Raw genomic sequence first — 20,411 nt, forward strand, 5'->3', positions numbered from 1 at the left:
GGTATGGCACGGGATTCCAGCGCGACCAAGGCCCGCCTGCTCGACGCGGCCTTCTCCGAGTTCGCCGCGTACGGCATCGCCGGTGCGCGGGTCGACCGCATCGCCGAGGCCGCGCAGGCGAACAAGCGGCTCATCTACGTCTACTACGGCAACAAGGAGCAGCTCTTCGACGCCGTGCTCCAGCAGGCCCTGGAGGTCGGATCGGAGTCCGTACCGTTCGACGCCGACGACCTGCCCGGCTACGCGGGCGCCGTCTTCGACCACCTCGTCGAGCGGCCGTCGCTGATGCGTCTGGTGCTCTGGAAGCAGCTGGAGCGTCCGGGGAACACGGACACGACGGCCGCGTCCTACCGGGGCAAGATCGCGGCCGTGCGGCGGGCGCAGGAAGCGGGGCGGATCGACGCCGGGATGGACGCCGCCGATGTGCTGACGCTGGTGATCGCCATGTCCCAGGCGTGGTTCGGCGCGGTGGGCGGTCCGGCGGCAGACGAGACCGGCACCGCCTGGGCGCCCGGGCAACTCGCCCGCCACCGGGCGGCGATGGTGGAGTCCGTACGCCGGATGATCGCGCCGCCCGGGGATTAGGGTGCCGGCGCGGCGGGATCGGCTCCGGTCCGTCAGTCGTCGAGGGCTTCCAGGACCTTGCCGAGGTCCACGAACTTGAAGCCGGTGGCGGTGCGCTCCGCGGCCTGGGGCGTCTCGTGTCCGTCCTGGACGACGAGGAGGCCCTTCGGGTACTTGCTCCCGAGAGGGGCGCCCAGGGCCGCGGCGCCGTCGCACTCCTCGGAGCCGTCCAGGGTGCGGGACGCGGTGACGCGGAAGCCGCCCTCGTACTCGTTGCCCTCGTCGCTCTCACGGTCGTAGGCCGCGAAGGTGTTGTCGCCCTGGCTCGACGCGAGCAGGTAACCGTCGCCGTCAGGCTGCGTGATCAAGGTGAGCCCTTCGACGTCGGCCGCGAGCCGGCGGCCGCCGAAACCGGGATCGGGCCCCGGAGTGCACTCCTCGGTCTCCGCGTCGTAGGTGCCGGGCCTTCCGTACTCGCGGACCTTGTCGACCAGTTGCGGGGCCGCCGTGAGGTCGGCCCGCAGGCGCCAGATGCCGATGTCCTCCTGGCCCGCGTAGAGCGTGCCGTCGTCCGGGTCGACCACCATGCCTTCGACCTGGGGCAGTTCACCGGGTTCCGCGCACGGGGACCAGGAAGCGCCGTCCGGCAGGCGGAAGGAGGAAGGCAGGTCGAGGGTGCGGACCTTGCGGTAGTCGACGGTGCCGGAGCCGGTGGCCACGAGTTCGAGCAGGGCGACGGTGGTGGTCTTGCGCCGGCTGACGAGTGCGTAGGCGCGGCCGGTGGCCCGGTCGGTCCAGGTGGCGAGGCCGTAGGCCGTCCGCTGCTCGTTGACCTCGTGCTGGTCGGCGGAGAAGACGGGCCGGACCGCCGGATCGGTGACGTCGGTGAGCGGCCCGCCGGGCCGGGCGGGGTCGATGCGGTAGAAGCGCAGCCGGTCGTTTCCGCGGTCGCTGGTCACGGCCAGGTCGGCGCGTCCCGTCGAAAGCCGCAGCCCGTGGACGAGGTCCACATTGTTGAAGCGGCCGGGTGCGTCGCCGGGTGCGGGGCTGCTCGGCGCGGGCACGGACTGGATCTGCTGGGCGTCGAGGTCGTAGACCCGCAGCCCTCCCTCCTTGGCCGTGGCCACGACGAGGCTGCGGCCGGGGTCGGCCGCGTTGCGCCAGATCGCCGGGTCGTCGGCGTTCGCGTTGCCGCCGGCCTCGTCGTCGTACAGGGCGGCGGTCTCGGCCCGGGCGGTGACCGCCGGCAACGGGGCGGGCCCGGTCCGAGAGGTGTGGGCCTGCGCGGGCACGGCCGCGGCGAGCGCCGCGAGGGCGACGACGCCGGCGATCACGCCCGGCCGTCGAATGCGGGAGAGGGGCACGAAGCGGCTCCTTCACGTCGGAACAGATCGTGACCACGTTCGGCACGGTTCGTAGCCGGTGCCCCATCCCGGGGTGGAGTTGACGTGAACACTTCATCAGCTGTGCGGGTTTCGGGCGGGTCCGCACCCGGCGCGTGGGAACCGCGCGGGGAGCGATCTTCGTCGTGTCGGTCGTGACTGACATTACCGACCTCACCGTCGAGCAGCTCGCCGAAGCCTGGCAGCGCATCCGTGACACGTCCCCCGCGGACGAAGCGGACCCCTTCGTCCTGGACTGCGCCCGCAGGCTCTCCGCCGACCCGGGCGGGGAACAGGCCCACGTGTGGGTGTCCGGGCTGTTGGCGATGTCGGGCCACCTCGCCCGGCGTCCGGTGCGGGAGGCCGAGCGCGCCGCCCTCGACGCCCTGCGCGCCGCGGTCAAGGAGCTGGGTCGCCGGGCCTGCTCGCACGAAGACCACCCGTACGAGTCGGAGATGGACTGGATCGAGGACGAGATCTGGCTGGGTGACAACGGGCTGCTGACCGGCGAACTCCCGGGACAGGACGCCGACGTCGACGCCGGCAAGGTGCTGTGCCCGGGCAACGTGGCGGGCTGGGCGCGCCTCGCCGTGGACGTGATCGCGCCGCTCACCGTCCGCCGGATCCCCGTGGGCGCGCCGGCGGACCACCAGAGTTCCATCAGCACCCTGTCGGGGATCGTGAACGACTACCCGTACTGCGATCCGCACGACGTGCTGATCGACGAGGCCGCCTGCCTTCCTGCCCGGCCGACCCGCGGAGTGCTCGCGGGCTACCTCGTGACCATGAACGCGACCTGCTGGTACGCGGCGTCGGAGAGGATCACCGACCGCTCGGTACCGGCCTCGATGGTCAAGGGGGTCGAGGCCGCCGTCGCGCTGCTGGAGGACGGTCCGTGCGCCCACGGCCCCGGTGAGCATCCCGATACCGGCGACCCGGACTACGCGAGCCAGGTCGGCTACCTGCTGCGCAGCCCGGGCGGCCGTGCCGAGATCGCCGAGTATGACGGGTGGGACGAGGACGGCGAGGACGGCGAGGACGGCGAAGGGGGCGACGGGCCCGGCGAGGACGAGCCGCTGGACGCGTGGGTGTGTCCCGCGTTCCTGCGCGAGCTGGCGTCCGAGACGATCGGCACGCTGAGGGGAGCCCTGGCGGCGTTCGACGACGTGCCGACGGAGAGCCGGGACGGCGCCTGACGCGGGGCGTGACCGGCGGGCTCAATCCGCCGGACCGGCCCCCCGCGGGTCGATCGGTGTGAGGACTCCCAGCCGGTCCTCGACCGCCTGGGCCGCGTCCAGGCACAGGTCCTCCCGGAAGGCGCGTCCGACGATCTGCACTCCGCAGGGGAGCCCGTCGGCCGGACCCGTCGGCACGGCCACGGCGGGCACGCCCGCGAAACTGGTCGCCGTGCACAGCCGCATTCCCGAAGCGACCCGGTCCCGCCCCGCCCTGTCCCGCGACTCCAGCCCCGGCTCCACCGGTGGCTCGGTGAAGGACGGGCCGAGCAGGAGCGGGTACTCGTGCAGGAATTCGGCCCACGAGCGGCGGATGCTCATCCAGGTTCCCATCAGCTTCACCAGCTCGTCCGCGCTCGCGGGCGGGGTCCGCTCCATCGCCATCCCGATGTAGCGGTCCCCGCCTTCGCCGAGCAGCCCGCGCACCGCCGGCCAGGTCGGGGCGAACTCGGTCACCGTGATCCGGCCGTAGGCGTCCAGCGCCTCGTCCAGCCTCGGTACGTCCGCCACCTCCCGCACGTCGTATCCGGCGGCACTCAGTGCCCCGGCCGCGGCTTCGACGGCCGCGCGCACCGTGGGATGGACGCCGTGCCCACCCGGGTCGGCCACGACCGCGACCTTCACCGGGCCGCGGAGGGGTTCGCCGTACGCCGGCACCGGTACGGCCCGCGGGTCGCGCGGATCGGTCCCCGCCAGCACCTCGTACGCCAGCCTCAGATCGCCCACGGTCCGGGCCAACGGGCCGTCGGTGACCAGCATCTGGGACGCCGGGCCGGGGTCGTCCGGGCCGAGGACGCGGTGGTCGGCGGGGAACCGCCCGGTGGTCGGCTTCAGCCCCGCCACTCCGCAGAACTGGGCCGGGACGCGGATCGAGCCACCGGAGTCGTTGCCGAGGCCGAGCGCCGCCATGCCCGTGGCGACGGCCACCGCGTCGCCCCCGCTGCTGCCGCCCGGCGTCCGGGCCGGGTCCCACGGGTTGGCCGTGTCGCCGAACAGCTCGCTGCGCGTGTGCATCCCGGCCAGGATCAGGGTGGGTACGTTGCTGTGCCCGATCACGATGGCCCCGGCGGCGCGCAGCCGGGCCACCGGGGGCGCGTCCGCCGCCGCGACCAGATCGCGGAAGCGCGCCACGCCGAACGTGGTCGCCGCGCCTTCGACCGCGGTGGTCTCCTTCACCGTGAACGGCACGCCCGCGAGCGGCCCCAGCACCTCACCGGCGGCCCGCCTGCGGTCGGTGTCCGCCGCCGCCTCGCGCGCCCGCTCCGCCAGGAGCTGTGTGACCGCGTTCACCCGCGGGTTGACCGCGGCGATGCGCTCCAGGTGGCTCTCCACCAGTTCCGCCGCCGATACCTCTCCGCTGCGGACGGCCTCCGCCTGCGCGGCGGCCGGCCTCTGCCACAACCCCTCTTGCATGACTCGTACGCTCCCCACTCGATTGTTCCGATGCGCTCGCATCGGAACAACGGAAACAATAGCCCGGGATCCGATGCGCTCGCATCGAATAGAGTGGCCGCACGACAGTCCGCGGTGGAACAGGGAGACGACCGGGCATGCCCAGGCAGGTGGACCACGAGGGCCGACGCCGGCTGATCGCCGAGGCCGTCTGCCGTCTCGCCGACGAACGCGGGCTGGAGGGCGTGACCCTGCGCGACGTCGCCGCCCGCGCACAGGTGTCGATGGGCGCCGTCCAGCGGTGCTTCCGCACCAAGGAAGAGATGCTCGTCTTCGCTCTCGGGTCCATCGGCGAACGGATCGGCGAGCGCGTACAGGCCCGCCTCGTCAGGAGCCCGGCCCAGTCGGCAGCCTCAGCCCTGGGCCACGCGGCCACCGAGATCGCACTGCTCGGGGAGGAGCACCGTGCCGAGGCCAGGGTCTGGCTCGCCTTCGTCGCGCAGGCCGCCGTGAGCAAGGCGCTCGCCGAGACGCTGAAGGCGAACTACGCGGCCCTGCAGGAAGCGTTCACCGGTCTCATCTCCGAAGCCTGCGAGGGCGCGGTACGCGCCGTCCCCCTCGACGCGCGACGGGAGGCCCGCGCCGTCCTCGCGCTCGCGGACGGCCTCACCGCGCACGTCCTCATCGGTCACCTCACCCCGCAGGAGGCCCAGGACGTCCTGCACGCGCACTTGAGCGGCCTCTGGGACACGGCGACCGTCCCGCGCCCGCTCTGAGGCACCTCGGTGGTGCGCTCCGCACGGAACCGCCTACGCTGCGGGGATGATCAAGCCCATAGAGCTGGTGATATTCGACTGCGACGGAGTGCTCGTGGACAGCGAGCGCATCGCCGCGCGCGTCCAGGTGGCCTTGGGAGCGGAACTCGGCTGGCCCATCACCGAGGACGAGGTCATCGACCGGTTCATCGGCCGTTCCAACGCGTCCGTCGCCGAGCAGGTGGCCGCCCGGCTCGGTCGGGAAGCAGCCGTGACCTGGACGGAGCGGTTCACGGAACTCCACCGGGAGGCGGTCGACGCGGAGTTGTCGCCCGTGGAGGGGCTGCCCGGGGCACTCGACGCGATCACCCTGCCCACCTGCGTCGCTTCCAGCGGTTCGCACGACAAGATGCGCCACACCCTCGGGCGGACCGGTCTCTACGAACGCTTCGCCGGCCGCATCTACAGCGCCACGGAGGTCTCGCAGGGCAAGCCGGCCCCGGACCTCTTCCTGTACGCCGCCCGGCAGATGGGCGTCGACCCCGCTGCCTGCGTGGTGGTCGAGGACAGCCGCCCGGGAGTACAGGCCGCACGCGCTGCCGGAATGCGCGCCTTCGGCTACGCGGGCGGGCTGACCCCCGCGGAGCGGCTTGAGGGACCCGGCACCACGGTCTTCCACGACATGGGCGAACTCCCCGGGCTCCTCGAGGCCGCTTAGGCTCAATGCCGTTGACATTGATCTGGATCGGTGAGACGACGTCATCGGGGGTGGTGGCATGGCGTCGTCTCTGCCGGATCTGGCCGGGGTGGGTGTGCTGACCCGGATGTATCCGCCGTGGCTGGTGGACGAGGTCGTGGCCCAGTGCGACCGGACGGAGAAGCGTCGGCGGCTGTTGCCGGCCCGGCTGGTGGTGTACTTCCTGCTGGCGATGGCATTGTTCTCGCCCGCGCCGTATCTGGAGGTCATGCGGCACCTTGCTGAGGGCCTGCGGTGGGCGGGGCTGTGGGGGTCGTGGCATCCACCGAGCAAGGCTGCCATCTTCCGGGCGCGTGGACGGCTCGGGGTCGAACCGATGGCCGCGCTGTTCGACAGATGCGCCCGACCGCTGGGCACGCCCGCGATGCCCGGGGTGTTCTGGAGGGGCTGGCGGCTGATGGCCATCGACGGCACCCGTTTCGATGTCGCCGACAGTGCGGCGAACGCCGCTGAGTTCGGCCGCCCTGGGACCGGCCGCGGGGAAGGCACCGGCGGATATCCGCAGGTCCAGGTCGTCGCTCTGGTCGAATGCGGCACCCACGCCGTCGTCGATGCGGTGCTCGGCGGCTGGCATGACGGCGAGGTCCGCCTCGCCGAGGACCTGGAACGCTCACTGACCGAGGACATGCTCGTCCTGGGCGACCGCAACCTGCCCTCGACCCGGTTATGGCGAGCCCTGACCAGCAGCGGCGCTGACCTGTGCTTCCGCGCCAAGACCAACCGCCGCCTGCCCGTCCTGCAAACACTGCCCGACGGGTCCTGGCTCACCGTGATCCAGGCCGGAGACGACAAGAAGGCCGGCCGCGAGCCGGTGGCGGTCCGCGTGATCCGCTACCGCCTGGACGACCCGGGACGACCCGGCGAGGACCAGTACGTGCTGCTGACCTCGGTCCTGGACCCGGTCCGGGCCCCGGCCGCCGACCTGGCCGCGCTCTACCCGCAACGCTGGGAGTGCGAGAGCGTCCTGGACGAGATCAAGACCCATCAGCGCGGCGCCAAGACCGTTGTCCTGGCCAGCAAGACCCCCACCGGCGTCCGCCAGGAGATCTATGCCCACCTGCTGGTGCACCACGCCCTGCGCGCACTGATGGCCGAAGCGGCGGCCGGTAGTCCCGAGCCGGTCGACTGCGACCGGCTCTCCTTCACCACCGCCCTGCGGGCGGCCCGCCGCACCGTGACCATCCTGCCCGGCTCTTTTTCCCCCTGACCACCTGCACAGGGCCTGGCGGCATTTCCGCGCCGAGGTCACCGAGCGGCTCCTGCCCCCGAGGCGACTGCGCAGCCAGCCCCGGGTCGTCAAACGCAAGATGTCGAACTACAAGGCCAAGGCCAGTCGCCACCGCGACTGGCCCCAGCCAACCCGGCCCTCACACGACGCCATCGTGATCCAACCGCCATAAAGCAACGGCATTGCGCTTAGGCTGCCGGTCATGAATACGGCCAAGACCGGCGGTGCGACCGACGAACCGCACGGCACGACCTCCGAGCCCGTACGCGTCAGTCGTCAGGGGGCGGTGACGACGATCAGCCTGAACCGGCCCCACGTCCGCAACGCGGTGGACCGGACCACCGCGACGGCGCTGGCCGAGGCGTTCCGCGCCTTCGACGCCGACCCGGAAGCGGCCGTGGCCGTCCTCCACGGTGAGGGAGGGACCTTCTGCGCCGGTGCTGACCTGAAGGCCATCAGTGACGGAAGGGGCAACCGGGTCGCCGCGGACGGCGACGGACCCATGGGCGTCTCCCGGATGCGGCTCTCCAAGCCGGTCATCGCCGCCGTCAGCGGACACGCGGTTGCCGGCGGCCTGGAACTGGCGCTCTGGGCCGACCTCCGGGTGGCCGACGAAAGCGCGGTGTTCGGGGTGTTCTGCCGCCGTTGGGGTGTACCGCTGATCGACGGCGGAACCGTACGGCTGCCCCGCCTGATCGGCACGAGCAGGGCGATGGACATGATCCTCACCGGCCGGGCGGTCGATGCCGCCGAGGCCCTGCACATCGGCCTCGCCAACCGCGTGGTCCCCGCCGGAGAGGCGTTGGAGAAGGCCCAGGAACTCGCCGCGCAGCTGGCGCAGTTCCCGCAGACCTGCATGCGCCACGACCGCATGTCGGTCCTCGAACAGGAAGGCCTCGACGAGAGCACCGCCCTTGCCATCGAATTCGGGCACGGCACCGTCCCGCTCGCCGCCGAAGCCGTGACCGGGGCAGCCCGGTTCGCTTCCGGAGCCGGACGCCACGGCCTCGGCAGCGGGCCCGCCTGACAGGGGGTGAGGCCCGCGTGGCCGCCAACTCGGCTGGCTGCGTGGGCCTTTGGCGCGCTGGCCTATCATCGATCCGATTTCCGCCGCCCGTGCCAGCGCGGGCAGGCGGGAAGAGATTCTCGATGAGAGGGCAACGAGCACTTGCGATTGACAGGCAAGCACCGGATATCCATCGTCGCCGCGGCGGCCGCGGCGGCGATCGTGGGAAGTCTGCAACTCCCCTCCAGCGCGTTCGGCACCGAGGACACCGGGACCACGGAGAGCACCGCGCCTGAGGCGGCGCGTTCCGAGTCGGCGCCGCCGGCCGCGGAGGCACCCGACGCCCACACGGAGGCACCCGACTCGCACGCGGAGGACTCCGCCGCCCAGGTCAGCGACACCACGGCCTTCAAGGACGGCGTCATGTCGCTCGGCGCACAGGGAGCCCGGCCCGCGGCGAGGTCGGCCGCGGCCGCCGCGCCCGCACCGCCCCAGGGTGAAGGGTGGAAGCTGAGCGGCGCGACCAAGTGGCTGCAGACCGGCTACACGATCAAGTTCTACGACCAGAAGTCCGCCGACTGGCTGGCCCCGTACGTACAGGCATCCGCCGCGGACCTGCGGCGGATCACGAACCTGCCGGTCTCCGTCGACACCAGGCCGGTCGGCTGGGACTACGTCAGGCCCAGGGGCGAAGTGGTCATCGGGGTCCTGCACCGCCCGTGCCTCCCGCCCGCAGGGGAAGGCAGCATGGGCAGTACCGGCTGGAAGGTGGTCCGCGACGGATCGGGCAGCGCGAACCTCAGCTGCGGCTTCACCGCGTCCTCGCTGGCCGACACCGTGACCAGCGGACACGCCTACATCGACGACGAGTTCTTCACCTCGGCCGGCAAGCCGACGGCCGCCATGGGCGAGACGTACATGCGCAACCACGTCAGCCACGAACTCGGGCACACGCTGGGCCTGACGCACGCCAACCGCAGCCTGACCAAGAGCGACTGCGTCAAGGGCACCGACTCCGGCCAGTTCCCGGTCATGTGCTCACCCACGTACGCCTACCAGGACAAGCGCGCGGGCACCTACGTCCAGCAGTTCGACGTGCAAGGCCTGCGCCTCCTCGCCGCCGGTGCCGGCGCCGCGCTGTCCCCGCAGGGCAAGGTGAGCGGACTCGGCGGCAAGTGCCTCGACGTCAAGGGCGGAAAGGCGGCCAACGGCACGCAGATCCAGCTCTACACGTGCAACGGCTCCGCGGCGCAGTCGTGGATCCTCGGCAAGGACGGTACGTTCCGCGCGTTCGGCAAGTGCCTGGACAACGCGCGCAACGCGAGCACCAACGGCAACAAGATCAGCCTCTACGACTGCAACGGCTCCGCGGCGCAGCGCTGGTCCGTCAACGCCAAGGGCCAGATCGTCCACGTGGCGTCCGGCAAGGTCCTCGACGTGACCGGCGGCGCGACCGCCAACGGCACCGTGGTCCAGCTCTACACGGCGAACACCAACAAGCGCCAGGTCTGGGTCACCCCGAAGTAGCCCGGCCCACCCCCGTGCGCCGTACCCGGGCGGTACGGCGCACGGGGCGGGCCTCACCCGCCGCGCCTCCGCGGCCGCCCCGGCAGCCAACTGCCGCAGGGGCGGTGGGGACAGCTCCAGTTCCGGACTGGGGCTGGGCCCATGGCGGCCGTCCCGCTCGGCGGGAAGTCTCGGATCATGAAACGAAACAAGGCAAACCTGGCCGTACTGCTCCTCTCCCTCGGTGGGCTGGTCGCCGCCGCGCCCGTCGCCTCGGCACAGTCGCCGGTGCCTGCCCTGGAACGCGACGCGCACGCTCTGCGCACCACCGACCCCCAGGCGGACCTGGCCGATCTGCGCCCGGTCGGCCGCATGGTGAAGGACGCCCGGGTGGTGGGTCTGGGCGAGGCCACCCACAGTTCGCACGAATTCCTCACCATGAAGCACCGGGTCTTCCGCTACCTCGTCGAGGAGAAGGGCTTCCGCACCTTCGCCCTGGAGGGGAGCTGGAGCACCGGACTGCGGCTCAACGACTACGTGCTGCGCGGCGAGGGCGATCCGGAGCGGATCATGCGCGCGGAGTTCCAGAGCAGCTACGTCTTCTGGAACAGTGCCGAATACCTGAACCTGCTGCGCTGGATGCGCGGTTACAACCTCCGGCATCCTCACGACCCGGTGCAGTTCATGGGCGACGACTTCGGGTACGCCGGTCCGGAGCTCTACGACAAGGTCACCGGTTACGTGGCCCAGGCCCACCCGGCACTGATGGCGCGCTTCACCGAGCTGTACCGCGGCCTGCGGCCCGCGACCACCCCCGAAGCCCACATGAAGGAATATCCCGGGCGGCCGCTCGCCGAACGCAAGGAGATCGCCGACAGGACCGGGCGTGCCCTGGAACTGCTCAAGCGGCAGGGGCCCGGCGCGGGGACCGACACCGAGGCGTACGACTGGGCGGTACAGCACGCCACCGCCATCGACCAGACGGCCAGGGGATACGCCTTCGACTTCGACGACCAGCAGCAGGGCGCCCAGGCCATGAGCTACCGGGACGCGATCATGGCGGACAACGTGGACTGGTGGCAGAGGCACACCGGGAACAAGGTGGTGCTGGCGGCCCACAACGGGCACGTCGCCCTGCGGACCCACGACCCGGAGCACTATCCCGAGGTGCAAGGGAGCCATCTGCGCGACAAGTTGGGCAAGAACTACCTGAGCATCGGCTCCACCTTCGACCAGGGCTCGTTCAACGCCGTCGGAGACGACGGGCAGCTGAAGGGCTTCGCCGTGGGGCCCGCGAAACCCGGCAGCAACGAGCACACGCTGGACAAGGTGCGCCACCGCGACTACGTACTGGACCTGCGCACCGCCCCGCCCGCGGCCCGTACCTGGCTGGCCACGGCCCGTCCCGCCAGGAGTATCGGCGGGGCCTATCCGGGGCCCTACGGGCCGGAGGCCGACATCGCACTCGGGCAGTCGTACGACATCGTCATCCATCTTCACCGGGTCGGTGCCGCTCGCCTGATGCCGTAGCCGAGGGCGGCGGCGTGGCGCGTGGCAGAGGGGCATGGCACGAAACCTGCGATCATCGGCAGAAGAGCCACTCGTGGCCCGTCGGCCGTGGCGCGAAGCTAGAGCCATGACAGACAAGCCCCTCGGCCGCAGCGCCGTGTACACCGTCCTGACCACCGGCTACACCACCTCCACCGGACCGGGGGTCGCCGCCACCGTCTCGTACGTGTCCGACGGCGACCGGCACGTGATCGTGGACCCGGGCATGGTGGCCCACCGTGACCGCATCCTCGGCCCGCTCGCGGAACTGGGCCTGGGACCGGACGACATCACCGATGTCGTGCTCAGCCACCACCACCCCGACAACACCATGAACGTGGGCCTGTTCCCCGAAGCGTGGGTCCACGACCACAAGGCGGAGTACCGGAACGACCAGTGGACCGACCGGGACGCCGAGGGCCATCAGCTCACCGAGTCCCTGCGTCTGATCCGCACTCCGGGCCACAGCCCCGAGGACATCACCCTCCTCGCCGGCACCGCCGACGGCGTGGTCGCCTTCGCCGGTGACCTCTGGTGGCGCCCGGACGGCCCGGCCGAAGACCCGGTGGCCCCGGACCGGGACGACCTGCGCACCTCCCGCCTCCGTGTCGTGGCGGCGGCCGACGTGATCGTCCCGGGCCACGGGGGCGCCTTCCCGGCGGGGGAGGGGGTGCCGCTCTAGAAGGCTGATGAAGATCTTGTTGTGGGGCTGTCCGGCCGTAGGCCGGGTGGCCCCTGGGTCTATGTGGTGGCGGGGGTGAGGGCCCAGGTGGTGCCGGTGTGGGTGAGTCCGAGGTTGATGAGGCGGCGGAGGTTTAGGGCGGCTGCCCGATTGTGGAGCCAGGTGTTGTTCTTGAGGACGCCGCGGTAGGGGACGCGGCGGTTGCCTCTGGCGACGAGCCAGGCGATGGCGCGTTCGACGGGTGGTCGCCAGCGGCGGTATTCGTCCTGCCATTCCTGGCTGGTGGCGGCCTGGTCCCGGGCGGCTTTGAGGAGGTCGTACTGGGGATGGACACTGAAGACGCGTCCGGTCTTGGACCTGGTGCAGCGGTCGCGCAAAGGGCAATCGAGGCAGAGCTTCTTGAACTGGGCCTGGCGGTTGCCTCCTGCGAGGGGGCGGCCGAGGGGCTTGGTGTGGCCGGCCGGGCAGGTGACGGTCCCGGCCTGGGTATCGGCCTGGAAATCGTCCGTGCTGAATCCGCCGGGGACTGCCTGCCGCAGTGGCGGCGGCTTGATCACCAGGGTGTGGCCGTCGGCTTCGAGGCTCTGGCGGAGGTCGCCGGTGCCGTAGGCCGTGTCGCCGAGGACGGTCAGTTCCTGGTCCTCCTCGGCAAGGAGGTCTGGGGCGACGGCGGCTTCGTGGTTGTCGGCTCCGCTGCCGGCGGTGAGAGCGACCTCGGTGAACAGTCCCGCCTCGGGCTCGAACACGGCATGCGCACGGAAGCCCTCCTGATGGCGGGTTCGGTTCTTGTGGATGTGCCGGGCCTCGGGATCAATCGTGGACACCACGCGGTCGGGTGCGGTCCCCCGGGTGATGCGCCAGCGTCCGTCACGGCCGTCGGACTCCTGGGCCGGTTCGACGTCCTGGCCTGCGACCAGGGCCAGCAGGCCGGCCGCGTTCGCGGCCTTCTCGCCGAGTTCTTGTTCGGGCAGGTGGCCCAGCAGCCGCAGCGCGTCACCAACGAGGGCGTCCACCAGATCCGCCCTGGCCTGCTGGTCGTTCCAGGCGATCCTCGGTTTGCCCGGGTCGCCGTAGTCGTGGGCGGTGCACTGCACGGCCGCGACAGGTCCGGCGCCGGGGACCTCACGGATCACTGCCCGCACGGCGGAAATCAGCTGGGTGACGGTGTCCTGGGTGGCCACCGCATCGTCGAGGACGGTGGAGTCCAGTGCCCGCCGGTGCTTTCCCTTCAGCACGCCGGTGGCCTTCACGACCTCGCGCACCGCCTCGAAGACCCGGTTCGGGCGGGCCGAGCGGGCCAGGCGGCGGCGGAAGTAGGCCAGCAGCGAAGGATCGAACGCCATATCGTGCAAGCCGAGCCCACACGCGGCCTTCCACCGCAGGTCACAGCGTAATTCCTGGACCGTCTCGAAGTCCGACATCCCATGCAGGGCCTGCAAAGTGATCGCCGCGGCCAGAACCTGCGGAGGCATTGACGGACGGCCGTTCGCCGACGGATACATGTCCTCGAACATCACCGCGGGAAATAGCTGCCCACGGTGCTCGGCCAGGAACGCGAACACGCTCCCGACCGGGATTAACTCCCGGCACGTAGCCCACACATCCGGCCCGACCGTCTCCCCGACCCACTCCCCTTGAACCACGAAAACGAGTCTGCCCCGCCGCTCCCGCGGCGGGGCCAGAACCCAACATTTTCATCAGCCTTCTAGGCGCCGCCTTCGCCCCTGGTCGGCGGCCACCGCCGCATCGCACCCCAAGGGCCGTACGGCGTCAGGCGAGCCGGCGTCGGGCCGCCACCGGGGCGGTGGCGACCCACAATGGCCGCAACTGGCGGCATCGGTAGGGCTCGGACAGACTGGTTGGGGGTGTCAGGGGCGGGAGGAGACTCCGATGTTCGGACATGTGCGATCACTCCATGACAAAGATCCGATCCTCATGATCAAGGTCAGCGTCTATCGCGGTGATCTGACGGCCATCGACCACGTCTTCACCAACGACGAGGGCCGATACGACGTGGAAATTCCCGCGGGCGCGACGGTCACCGTGCGGTTCGACACGCATCACTCGCTCAACAACGCGGAGGATTGGCAGCCGTCGGTGGTCGCGAACGTCGTTGCCAGCGACGACACTCCCTTGGACCGGTACCTGGTTCGACGAGGTCATGATTCCGACGCGGTGTCGGCCATGGACGCGCTGAGCGGATATCTGATCGCCGCGGCATCGAGTGACGTCGAGGGGGACGCGCAGTACGCGGACACGGCGGTGAAGCGCCTTGCGATGCTCAAACAGCACACCCGGGTGCTCCAGGACCTCCAGCAAAAGCTCCTCGACCACTTCGCTGAGCAGGCGTAGCGAGCGCACTTGACCGATCGTCAGGGGTGCCGCCCCGGACCCGTGGGCACACCCTCCGCGCCCGGCGGCTTCCGTATCGCGTCGGCTTCCGGCGTCCGGCACCTCCGGCGAAGCGGCGTCGCCGAATACGGCCGGGAGGCGCCGCCGCGCCGGACGGCAGACGATGGACTCGTGGAGACGCGGATCCCCGCAGGCAGGGCCAGGGCGGCACGGCGTAGGGTGCAGGTGCCACATGAACGAGCACATCCCGGTCGACGAGCTGATCAGCGGCGCCGCACAGGCCGCCGGCGGCTGGCTGGGCTCGCTGCCGGTCGCACTGGTGGCCACCAGCGCCGACGGGACGATCGTGCGTTGGAACCAGGTCGCGCAGGAGCTGCTGGGCTACACCCCACCGCAAATGCTGGGGCACAACATCGCCGAGCTCGTTCACCCAGGAGCCGATCGCAGCCTCGGGCGCTCACTCTGGGAGGCCGCCGCCTCCGGTCGGGGCGTCATGGGCACGGTGACCGCCTGGCACCGCGACGGGCACCCGCTGGAGCTGGAGATCTGGGCCTCTCCGGTGTCCGACCGCCGGCACGAGGCGGCCACGGTGCTGGTCTTCGCCGCCGATGCCCACGCGGCACGCCGCATCCGGGGGTCGTCGGCGGTATGGGACGGCCTGTTCGCCCGCTCACCCGTCGGCATCGCCATCCTCGACACGCAGCTGCGGTTCCTGCAGGTCAACGCCGCACTCGAAGCGATGAACGGGCTGCCCGAATCGGTGCACGTGGGCCGTCGCCTGGCCGAGATCCTCCCTGAGGTGAACGCCCTGGAGATGGAGGAGGCGATGCGGCAGGTGATGGAGACCGGGGAGCCGGTTCTGGATCGCCGCCGCGTCGGCCGGACACCGACCGCATCCGACCGCGACCGGGTGTGGTCGTGCTCCTACGTGCGGGTGGAGGATCCCGCCGGCATGCCGATCGGTGTCATCGCCTCGCTCGTCGACATCACCGAGCAGCAGCGCGACCACGAGGAAGCCGAAGCTGGCCGGCGCAGGCTCGCCCTGCTCAACGAGGCCAGCATGCGCGTCGGGTCCAGCCTGGATCTGGAGCGCACCGCGCAGGCACTCGCCGACCTGGCCGTGCCGCGCCTCGCCGACACCGCCACCGTGGACATCCTGGACGCCCTCGCCCGCGGTGACGAGCCCGGCACGGGGCTGGCCGGCGGGGTCGTCCTGCGGAGGCTGGGCAAGGCTCCGCTGGCCGGATCCAGGGTGACCGAGGTCCTCGCCCGCCTCGGCGGGAAGCTCGTCTTTCCCGCGGCCGCCCCCTACACCCAGGCCCTCGCGGGCCGGCAGCCCTTCCTGATCGCCCGCCTCGACGAACGGGCCGTGGCCCCCGCCGCCCCGCATTCGGCCAAACCCGCGGAACTGCTCGCCATGGGTGTGCACTCGTTCCTCATGGCCCCCCTCGTGGCGCGGGATTCGGTGCTCGGCGTCGCCACCTTCTACCGCACCCGCCCGAGCGAACCCTTCGGCTCCGAGGACGTCACCCTCGCCGCCGAACTCGCCGCACGCGCCGCACTCAGCATGGACAACGCGCGGCTCTACCACCGTGAGCACGAGACCGCGGTGATCCTCCAGCGCAGCATGCTCCCCCAGCACATCTCCCCGCCCCCCGGCATCGAGGTCAGTCACCGCTACCTGCCCGCGAGTGACGTCAACGAGGTCGGCGGGGACTGGTACGACGTCCTGCCCCTGACGGGCGGCAGGGCGGGCCTGATCATCGGCGACGTCATGGGGCACGGCATCGCCGCGGGCGCGGTCATGGGCCGGCTGTCCGCCTCCGTACGGGCCCTGGCACGCCTGGACCTCTCGCCCGTCCGGCTGCTGCACCAGCTGGAAGCCGCCCTCTGCGACCTCGCCGAGCCGATGCTGGCCACGCTCCTGTACGTCGTCTGCGATCCGGCCACGGGACACTGCACCGTCACCCGGGCCGGACATCCGCCGCCCGTACTCGCACTGCCCGACGGAACGGTCCGGCTCGTGGACACCCCGCCCGGGGTCCCCCTGGGGGTCGGGGGCGTCCCCTTCACCCCCACCGAGTTCGACGTGCCCGCCGGCGGCGTGCTCGTGCTCTACACCGACGGACTGATCGAAGCCCGCGGACACGACCTCGACGAGCGGCTGGCCGAGCTGATGAGGCTGCTCGCCGATCGTCAGAGTCAGCTGGACCATGTGTGCGACTCGCTGATCACCCACCTCGTTCCGGCGGCCGCCGACGACGACATCGCGCTCATGGTCGTGCGCATCGGCCACTGACGAGCGACGTTGCATGGATATGCGAGATGGTGCATACTCTTTCCATGTCCAAGGTCCTCACCTCCCTCCCCGCCGGCGAACGCGTCGGCATCGCCTTCTCGGGCGGCCTCGACACTTCGGTCGCGGTCGCGTGGATGCGCGACAAGGGCGCCATCCCCTGCACCTACACGGCCGACATCGGCCAGTACGACGAGCCCGACATCGCCTCGGTGCCCGGCCGCGCGAAGACCTACGGTGCCGAGATCGCGCGCCTGGTCGACTGCCGCGCGGCACTGGTCGAGGAGGGTCTGGCGGCGCTCACCTGCGGGGCGTTCCACATCCGCTCGGGCGGGCGTTCCTACTTCAACACCACGCCGCTCGGCCGCGCCGTCACGGGCACCCTCCTGGTCCGGGCGATGCTCGAGGACGACGTACAGATCTGGGGCGACGGCTCGACCTTCAAGGGCAACGACATCGAGCGGTTCTACCGGTACGGCCTGCTCGCCAACCCGCACCTGCGGATCTACAAGCCCTGGCTGGACGCGGACTTCGTGACCGAGCTCGGCGGCCGCAAGGAAATGTCGGAGTGGCTGCTCGCCCACGACCTGCCCTACCGCGACAGCACGGAGAAGGCGTACTCCACCGACGCCAACATCTGGGGTGCCACCCACGAGGCCAAGACGCTGGAGCACCTCGACACCGGCGTGGAGACCGTCGAGCCGATCATGGGCGTCCGGTTCTGGGACCCCTCGGTCGAGATCGCCGCCGAGGACGTGACGATCGGCTTCGACCAGGGCCGCCCGGTGACGATCAACGGCAAGCAGTTCGCCTCCCCCGTCGACCTGGTGATGGAGGCCAATGCCATCGGCGGCCGGCACGGCATGGGCATGTCGGACCAGATCGAGAACCGGATCATCGAGGCCAAGAGCCGCGGCATCTACGAGGCGCCGGGCATGGCCCTGCTGCACGCGGCGTACGAGCGCCTGGTCAACGCGATCCACAACGAGGACACCGTCGCCCAGTACCACAACGAGGGACGGCGCCTCGGCCGGCTGATGTACGAGGGCCGCTGGCTGGACCCGCAGGCCCTGATGGTGCGCGAGTCGCTGCAGCGCTGGGTCGGCACGGCCGTCACGGGCGAGGTGACGCTGCGGCTGCGGCGCGGTGAGGACTATTCGATCCTCGACACCACGGGTCCGGCGTTCAGCTACCACCCGGACAAGCTGTCCATGGAGCGCACCGAGGACTCGGCGTTCGGCCCGGTGGACCGGATCGGCCAGCTCACCATGCGCAACCTCGACATCGCCGACTCGCGCGCCAAGCTGGAGCAGTACGCCGGCCTCGGCCTGATCGGCACCGACCACCCTGCGATCGGTGCCGCCCAGGCGGCCGCGACCGGGCTGATCGGCACCCTGCAGGAGGGCGGCGCCGAGGCGATCGCCTCCCGCGGCGAGGTGTCCGACGACGAGGAGATGCTGGACCGCGCCGCGATGGAGTTCGGCACGGACTGACCAGGAACCACCGGAAAGGCCGGCCCGGCGTCGTTGACGCCGGGCCGGCCTTTCCCTTGTTGTGCCCCGTCAGGGCAGATCGGGCCTGCCGAAGCATCAGCGGGGCGCGTCGTCGTGTGCGAGTGCGTTCTCCCGCATGTCCGGCTCGACGCGGAGTGTCCTGGCGAACCAGTCGCCGTAGCGGCCCCCCAGGAAGGGAGCCGTGGCCCCGTGAAGAAGGATGCTCAGGCCCACGGTCACGGCGACGGCGTCACCCAGCGAGGCTCCCCCGGGCAGGTGCTCTTCGAAGGCCAGCAGGCCGAACACGAGGGAGGCCAGACCGCGCGGACCGAACCAGCCGATGTAGGCCACGGAAGCGGGGCGCAGACCGGTGCCGAGCAGCGAGAGAGCGACCGGCAGCATCCGGGCGACGGTCAGGCTGATCAGCGCGTAGACCACGATGCGCCACGTCAGGTGCTGGAGTACCGGCCCCAGGATGACCGCGCCGAAGACGAGGAAGCTTAGCGAGGCGAGCAGCAGCCCGAGGCGTTCGGTGAACCTCGTGCTCTGCGCGGGATCCCCGTCCTCGGTACGCAGGCCCCGGTCGGTGGGCATCCGGCGCAGAAGGACGCCGAAGGCCAGGCCGGCGACCCACGCGCCGATGAAGCCGCTGCCCTCGGTCAGGACACACAGCGCGTACGCGATGACCGGAACGGCGAGCGCCAGGAACTGGCGCCAGTCGGAACTGCTCCACCCTCGGGCGAGCGACCAGCGCAACAGGCTCGCCCCGGTCCAGCCCGCCGCGATTCCGATGGCGCCGCTCAGCAGCAGCGCGCGCAGGAAGGTCTCGGCAACGCCCGGATGGCCATGGCCCCCGCCCGCCGCCGCAAGGGCCAGCACGAAGAACGGAAGCGCCAGACCGTCGTTCAGACCGGACTCGACGGTCAGGCCGCCGCGGACCAGGGCCGGCACCCGCTTGTCGGAGACGGCCTGCTTCCCGAGCGCGGCGTCCGTCGGCGCCAGGATGATGCCGACCAGGGCCAGCTCCCACACGCTCAGACCGGTCAGCAGGGGCCAGGCGGCGAGCCACCCCAGAGCCATCGTGACCGGCAGACCCACCGCGAGCAGCCGCAGCGGCAGGAACTCCTCCCGGCGCAGGTCCCGGGCCCTGATCCCGGCCGCGTCCGTGAACAGCGTCAGGACCAGGGCGCTCTCCAGCAGCGTCCGCGTGACCTCGGGATCCCGCGCCCGGTCCAACAGGTCCAGGCCCAGCGGGCCGATCCCCAGACCGACCAGCATGAACACCAACGGTCCTGAGACCACCGTGGTCGACAGGCGCCGCGAGAGCACCCCGTAGCCGACGATCACACTCCCGGCGATCACGACGGCCCAGCCGTTCATCCGCACTCCTCACACCGGGTGTCCCAGACGCGAAGGCCGACCCTACGTCTCGGGCCGACGGGCCACGGGAACCCCTGCTCCCAACGCGCCCAGCTCGGCTCGGTCGGCCCAACGGGCGTGTCGGTCGCCGCGCGGACGTTGCGGTGGCTCGCGGGGTGGCCAAGGGCATCATGGGCGGGTGAACGTCCCCCCGACAGCCGGCGGCGGAGCCGGCGTCCCCGCATTCCTCGAGGTCGCTCCCACACCCCGGACCGCTGTCGTATGGCTCCCGCCGGAAGGGCTGTGGCCTCCCATCCAGAGCATCCGAGCCGAACACGACCCCCAGATCCGCCGCTGGCCACCGCACGTGAACCTCGTCTTCGGCTTCGTCCCGGAGGCCGACTTCGCGTCGGCTGCCCCACTGCTGGCGGCCGCAGCCGCCGAGCGGGAGCCCTTCGCCATCCGCCTCAGCGGAGTGCACGCCTTCCGCCACCGCGCGTACGCCACCGTGTGGCTGGACCCCGCCGCGGCCGGTCTGGCTCCGTGGACGGCGCTCCAGAGCGCCCTGGCGGAGCCGTTCCCGCTGTGCCGCAGCCGGTTCCCGGGCTTCACACCACACCTCTCACTCGGGCGCACCCATGACCCGCGGCGGCTGGCTCCGGAGTGCGAGGCCCGCCTGGGCGCCATGTCGGCGCAGGTCCACGAGATCGTGCTGCTCTCCCGCCGGGGCGAGGAGCCCATGCGACCCCGCGTCGCGATCACCCTGGGCACCGGCGAAGTGCGTCGGCTCTAAGCGGCCTCGGGGAAGTAGGGCACGTCCCCGAGGCCGCTTAGGAGCTGTCCGGCCGATCTTGAT

General features: G+C 71.3%; 17 protein-coding genes. 13 read left to right on the top strand and 4 right to left on the bottom strand.

Annotated elements, in window-relative coordinates; translation table 11 throughout:
• Nucleotides 1-3: 3 nt before the first annotated feature.
• On the top strand, nucleotides 4-585 hold the full coding sequence (locus OG429_RS36235; RefSeq protein WP_328929492.1) for a TetR family transcriptional regulator: 582 nt from the start codon (nucleotides 4-6) through the stop codon (nucleotides 583-585).
• Between the two features lie 32 nt (nucleotides 586-617).
• Here OG429_RS36235 and OG429_RS36240 read toward each other — a convergent pair whose 3' ends face one another.
• A complete protein-coding gene (locus OG429_RS36240) occupies nucleotides 618-1,928 on the bottom strand; it encodes a phytase (RefSeq protein ID WP_405676846.1) in 1,311 nt (436 codons plus the stop codon).
• Nucleotides 1,929-2,101: 173 nt separating this feature from the next.
• On the opposite strand from OG429_RS36240, the gene OG429_RS36245 reads away from it, so the two are divergent.
• Nucleotides 2,102-3,142, top strand: coding sequence for a hypothetical protein (locus OG429_RS36245; RefSeq protein WP_328929493.1), 1,041 nt, complete (start codon nucleotides 2,102-2,104; stop codon nucleotides 3,140-3,142).
• 21 nt (nucleotides 3,143-3,163) lie between these two features.
• Here OG429_RS36245 and OG429_RS36250 read toward each other — a convergent pair whose 3' ends face one another.
• On the bottom strand, nucleotides 3,164-4,594 hold the full coding sequence (locus OG429_RS36250) for an amidase (RefSeq protein ID WP_328929494.1): 1,431 nt from the start codon (nucleotides 4,592-4,594) through the stop codon (nucleotides 3,164-3,166).
• A 137-nt stretch (nucleotides 4,595-4,731) separates the two neighbouring features.
• Between OG429_RS36250 and OG429_RS36255 the strand changes: the two genes are divergently transcribed.
• The 7 genes from OG429_RS36255 (at nucleotide 4,732) to OG429_RS36285 (ending at nucleotide 12,055) form a co-directional block, all read left to right on the top strand.
• A complete protein-coding gene (locus tag OG429_RS36255; RefSeq protein WP_328929495.1) occupies nucleotides 4,732-5,349 on the top strand; it encodes a TetR/AcrR family transcriptional regulator in 618 nt (205 codons plus the stop codon).
• Between the two features lie 46 nt (nucleotides 5,350-5,395).
• The gene (locus OG429_RS36260; RefSeq protein ID WP_328929496.1) at nucleotides 5,396-6,046 is read left to right on the top strand and encodes an HAD family hydrolase; all 651 of its coding nucleotides are present in this window, start codon (nucleotides 5,396-5,398) and stop codon (nucleotides 6,044-6,046) included.
• Nucleotides 6,047-6,104: 58 nt separating this feature from the next.
• Nucleotides 6,105-7,292, top strand: a complete 1,188-nt coding sequence (locus OG429_RS36265; RefSeq protein ID WP_328926695.1) for an IS4 family transposase — start codon at nucleotides 6,105-6,107, stop codon at nucleotides 7,290-7,292.
• 223 nt (nucleotides 7,293-7,515) lie between these two features.
• Nucleotides 7,516-8,340 (top strand): crotonase/enoyl-CoA hydratase family protein, encoded by an 825-nt coding sequence (locus tag OG429_RS36270; RefSeq protein WP_328929497.1) that lies wholly within the window; start codon nucleotides 7,516-7,518, stop codon nucleotides 8,338-8,340.
• Between the two features lie 147 nt (nucleotides 8,341-8,487).
• On the top strand, nucleotides 8,488-9,846 hold the full coding sequence (locus OG429_RS36275; protein ID WP_328929498.1) for a ricin-type beta-trefoil lectin domain protein: 1,359 nt from the start codon (nucleotides 8,488-8,490) through the stop codon (nucleotides 9,844-9,846).
• A gap of 177 nt (nucleotides 9,847-10,023) precedes the next feature.
• Complete coding sequence (locus OG429_RS36280; protein ID WP_328929499.1) at nucleotides 10,024-11,355, top strand: erythromycin esterase family protein; 1,332 nt, start codon at nucleotides 10,024-10,026, stop codon at nucleotides 11,353-11,355.
• 106 nt (nucleotides 11,356-11,461) lie between these two features.
• Nucleotides 11,462-12,055 carry an MBL fold metallo-hydrolase gene (locus OG429_RS36285; protein ID WP_328929500.1) on the top strand — a complete coding sequence of 198 codons (594 nt, stop codon included), beginning with the start codon at nucleotides 11,462-11,464 and terminating at the stop codon, nucleotides 12,053-12,055.
• A 59-nt stretch (nucleotides 12,056-12,114) separates the two neighbouring features.
• On the opposite strand, the gene OG429_RS36290 is transcribed toward OG429_RS36285, so the two are convergent.
• Complete coding sequence (locus OG429_RS36290) at nucleotides 12,115-13,656, bottom strand: IS1182 family transposase (RefSeq protein ID WP_328930534.1); 1,542 nt, start codon at nucleotides 13,654-13,656, stop codon at nucleotides 12,115-12,117.
• A gap of 289 nt (nucleotides 13,657-13,945) precedes the next feature.
• Between OG429_RS36290 and OG429_RS36295 the strand changes: the two genes are divergently transcribed.
• The 3 genes from OG429_RS36295 to argG all read left to right on the top strand — a co-directional run bounded on the left by OG429_RS36295 (nucleotide 13,946) and on the right by argG (nucleotide 18,196).
• Nucleotides 13,946-14,407 (top strand): carboxypeptidase regulatory-like domain-containing protein, encoded by a 462-nt coding sequence (locus OG429_RS36295; RefSeq protein ID WP_328929501.1) that lies wholly within the window; start codon nucleotides 13,946-13,948, stop codon nucleotides 14,405-14,407.
• Between the two features lie 232 nt (nucleotides 14,408-14,639).
• The gene (locus OG429_RS36300) at nucleotides 14,640-16,706 is read left to right on the top strand and encodes a SpoIIE family protein phosphatase (protein WP_328929502.1); all 2,067 of its coding nucleotides are present in this window, start codon (nucleotides 14,640-14,642) and stop codon (nucleotides 16,704-16,706) included.
• Between the two features lie 44 nt (nucleotides 16,707-16,750).
• A complete protein-coding gene (argG, locus tag OG429_RS36305) occupies nucleotides 16,751-18,196 on the top strand; it encodes an argininosuccinate synthase (RefSeq protein ID WP_328929503.1) in 1,446 nt (481 codons plus the stop codon).
• Nucleotides 18,197-18,292: 96 nt separating this feature from the next.
• On the opposite strand, the gene OG429_RS36310 is transcribed toward argG, so the two are convergent.
• Nucleotides 18,293-19,576, bottom strand: a complete 1,284-nt coding sequence (locus OG429_RS36310; RefSeq protein WP_328929504.1) for a cation:proton antiporter — start codon at nucleotides 19,574-19,576, stop codon at nucleotides 18,293-18,295.
• A gap of 178 nt (nucleotides 19,577-19,754) precedes the next feature.
• On the opposite strand from OG429_RS36310, the gene OG429_RS36315 reads away from it, so the two are divergent.
• Complete coding sequence (locus OG429_RS36315; RefSeq protein WP_328929505.1) at nucleotides 19,755-20,348, top strand: 2'-5' RNA ligase family protein; 594 nt, start codon at nucleotides 19,755-19,757, stop codon at nucleotides 20,346-20,348.
• Nucleotides 20,349-20,411 lie beyond the last annotated feature (63 nt).

It is taken from the genome of Streptomyces sp. NBC_00190, from assembly GCF_036203305.1.
In the GTDB taxonomy this organism is placed as follows: Bacteria; Actinomycetota; Actinomycetes; order Streptomycetales; family Streptomycetaceae; genus Streptomyces.